Origin of the sequence: uncultured Eubacterium sp. (assembly GCF_934295145.1) — a bacterium.
Classification (GTDB): domain Bacteria; phylum Bacillota; class Clostridia; order Lachnospirales; family Lachnospiraceae; genus Eubacterium_I.
The window spans coordinates 1-3228 of record NZ_CAKRAS010000106.1 but is presented as its reverse complement, the minus strand read 5'-3'; the positions used below and the strand labels follow the sequence as shown (position 1 = coordinate 3228).

Sequence of the window (3228 nt, the reverse complement as noted above, 5' to 3'; positions counted from 1 at the left end):
AGTGGTCACAGAAAATTTTTCAGGTTCTTGTTGGAGTTCGTTTCTGCTTGTTCCAAATTACCCTAAACAAGAATTTACGGAGCCAATTTCTGCAAAGATTTCCTAAACTGGATCAAAAACAGTATTAATGTGCAGCTCACCGCTATGACATCTGCTACTGGTTCTGCCATATATACCGCATTGGTTTTGTTTTCCATAAAACGTGGCAGAATATAGATCAGCGGAATTAACAATATAAACTTACGCAGAATCGCCACAATAATAGAACACGGCGCATTTCCAATGGATACAAATGTCATTTGGCAGGCAATCTGTATACCAAATACAAATAATACACGGCAATAGATTCGAAGTGCCTTAGCAGTGAAATCTATTAAATCTGCATCAGTGGTAAACAGTTTCGCAAACACTTGCGGAAATACCATTATAATCGCCCACAATACTACTGAATAAATGACGCAGACACAAAGCAGGATTTTATAACTTTTCTTTACACGATCCACTTTTTTTGCCCCATAATTATAACTCGTAATTGGCTGCGCACCTTGCGCGATTCCCTGCAACGGCAACATGGCAAACTGCATGACGCTGGTAAGGATCGTCATAGCTCCTACCGCAATGTCCCCACCGTATTTTAACAGAGAGGAATTGAAGCAGACGGAAATCACACTCTCGCTGGCCTGCATGACGAACATGGATGCTCCCAGTGCCACACACGGAGGAACCAACCGTAATCCCGGAAAAATGTTTGATTTTTTGATCTGAAGCAGTGTCTTTTTTCCAGATAAGAATGTTAGTACCCAAATACAGGAAATTCCCTGTGAAATAACAGTAGCCAGTGCCGCACCACGCACACCCATATGCATACCGAAAATAAAAATCGGATCCAGAATAATATTTGCAACAGCTCCGATCAAAACCGTCATCATACCAGTGGTTGCTTTTCCCTGGGCTGTAATAAATGTATTCATGCCGAGGGTGATCTGTACAAAAATTGTACCAATCGCATAAATATTCATGTATGCGGTGGCATAAGTAATTGTATTGTCACTGGCGCCAAACATCAACAGCAGATCTTTGCTCCAGATCAGCAAAATCACAGTCAGAACAATCGAAACAATAATTTGAAGGCTTAGACATCCGGTCAGAATTTTTTCTGCCGTATCATGGTCTCCTTTTCCCATGTAAATAGAAGCCCGGGGAGAACCACCGGAACCTACCAGTGCCGCAAATGCTGCAATGATCAAAATCAATGGCATACAGACTCCCACGCCCGTCAGTGCCATGCTTCCTTCCCCTGGAATATGCCCGATATACACACGGTCTATGATGTTATAGAACATATTTACAAGCTGCGCGATTACCGTTGGAACTGCCAGTTTAATTAATAATTTTCCTATCGGTTCTGTCCCCAGAAACGTCTTATCCTGTTCCATGCTATCCTGATATCCTCTCTTTCCAATACATCTGCCAGCAGATTTTCGGTACTCATCCAGAGCAATTTTGCATACTCTCCATTAGCAGCAAAATTGTCATATCAAAATTCTGTGGCATATATTTTATTTCCTATAAAGCTGTATGGTATCGTATACTATTTCAGATAAAATAGCAAGTATGTATGACAAATGTTGATGTACGCCTTCACGGATCATTTATCTCATGCAACGTAACGCATCTTGTTCTTCCTGAGATTATTGTAAAACTATACATGGTATCAAATACTACTTGTAATCGTTTTTCACACTTTTTATATTGACTTGCCTATTTTTCTGATGTAATATTATTTTGATTTTCAAATATTTTAAATGTCAAATTATAAAACATATAACATGTCGAAAATTTCTATGTAAAGCGGACATTCGCAATCCGCTTTCACTACTTGCTCATGAACGCATCGACATGAACATTTTTTTAAATTAATTATAGAAAGCGAGAACCGTACTATGAAATTAATGAAATCACTGCATCTGAAAGATAAGTTATTGAAACTCCCGATCATTCAAGGAGGCATGGGAATCGGTGTCAGCCGTTGCCGTCTGGCGGGTGCTGTTGCGAAAGAGGGCGGCATGGGTGTCCTCTCTACTGCACAGATTGGCTATGACGATCCTGACTTTTCCAGACATCCTGAGGAAACGAATTTAAGAGTATTACCGGAGCAGATAAAAAAAGCAAAAGAAATTGCTGGCGGGAATGGTATGGTCGCTGTCAACATCATGGCTGTTACCCAGTTATATGAAACCTATGTCAAAACTGCCTGTTCTGCAGGCGTGGACGCGATTATTTCCGGTGCCGGACTGCCGACAGAACTTCCAAAATTTGCAGAAGGATATGATGTGGCATTAGCGCCTATCGTATCCAGTACAAAATCTGCAAATGTTATTTTGAAATTCTGGGATAGAAAATATCACCGTACCGCTGATTTTCTGGTCATTGAAGGGCCACTGGCCGGTGGACATCTTGGTTTTTCCAGAGAGCAATTAGATGATATTCCTGCGCTGGATTACGACACTGAAATTCGAAATATTATTGAATTAAAGCAAACTTACGAAGAGAAATATGAGACTACCATCCCGGTATTTGTCGCTGGAGGCATATTTACCGCGGAAGATGCAGCACATGTCATGGAATTGGGCGCAGATGGTATTCAGGCAGCCACACGCTTCGTAGCAACCGAAGAATGCGATGCCAGCGACGCTTACAAGCAAGCTTATGTAAATGCCTCTGAAGAAGATGTCATTATTATCAAAAGTCCGGTTGGAATGCCGGGACGCGCCATCAAAAATGCTTTTATCAAGCGGATGCTGGCTGCACCAGATAAGATCTCCCATTGTTTTAATTGTCTGAAGGCCTGCAATCCGGCTACTGCGCCTTACTGTATCACACAGGCGCTGATCAATGCTGTTATAGGTGACCTGGATAATGGACTGATTTTCTGCGGTTCCCGGGTTGGAGAAATTCATGAAATCACCACTGTAGCAAAACTCATGCAGGAACTCACAGTGTAAATTCTTGTTTAGGGTAATTTGGAACAAGCAGAAACGAACTCCAACAAGAACCTGAAAAATTTTCTGTGACCACTGCGTCGCTTATTCCGACCGCTCCCGCGAACTCGCCCGCAAAACCGGCGTGCTCAGACACACTCCCGCGGTCGGGCTAGACGCAGCGGTCACAACGAAAATTTTACAATGGTTCTTTCGTTGGAGTTCGTTTCTGCTTTGTTCCATTTAC

The 3228-nt window shown here is 42.1% G+C and carries 2 protein-coding genes; one reads left to right on the top strand and one right to left on the bottom strand.

Annotation, left to right across the window (positions count from 1 at the left end; all coding sequences use genetic code 11):
* Nucleotides 1–74: 74 nt before the first annotated feature.
* Nucleotides 75–1436: an MATE family efflux transporter gene (locus tag Q0I54_RS13165; RefSeq protein ID WP_296119320.1), complete on the bottom strand. Its 1362-nt coding sequence runs from the start codon at nucleotides 1434–1436 to the stop codon at nucleotides 75–77.
* 516 nt (nucleotides 1437–1952) lie between these two features.
* Here Q0I54_RS13165 and Q0I54_RS13160 point away from each other — a divergent pair.
* Nucleotides 1953–3005 (top strand): NAD(P)H-dependent flavin oxidoreductase, encoded by a 1053-nt coding sequence (locus tag Q0I54_RS13160; RefSeq protein ID WP_367270863.1) that lies wholly within the window; start codon nucleotides 1953–1955, stop codon nucleotides 3003–3005.
* Nucleotides 3006–3228 lie beyond the last annotated feature (223 nt).

What these genes read in the sequence shown, in the direction of transcription:
- Q0I54_RS13165 (WP_296119320.1), bottom strand. Translation starts at nt 1,436, where the DNA reads ATGGAACAGGATAAGACGTTTCTGGGGACAGAACCGATAGGAAAATTA.
- Q0I54_RS13160 (WP_367270863.1), top strand. Translation starts at nt 1,953, where the DNA reads ATGAAATCACTGCATCTGAAAGATAAGTTATTGAAACTCCCGATCATT.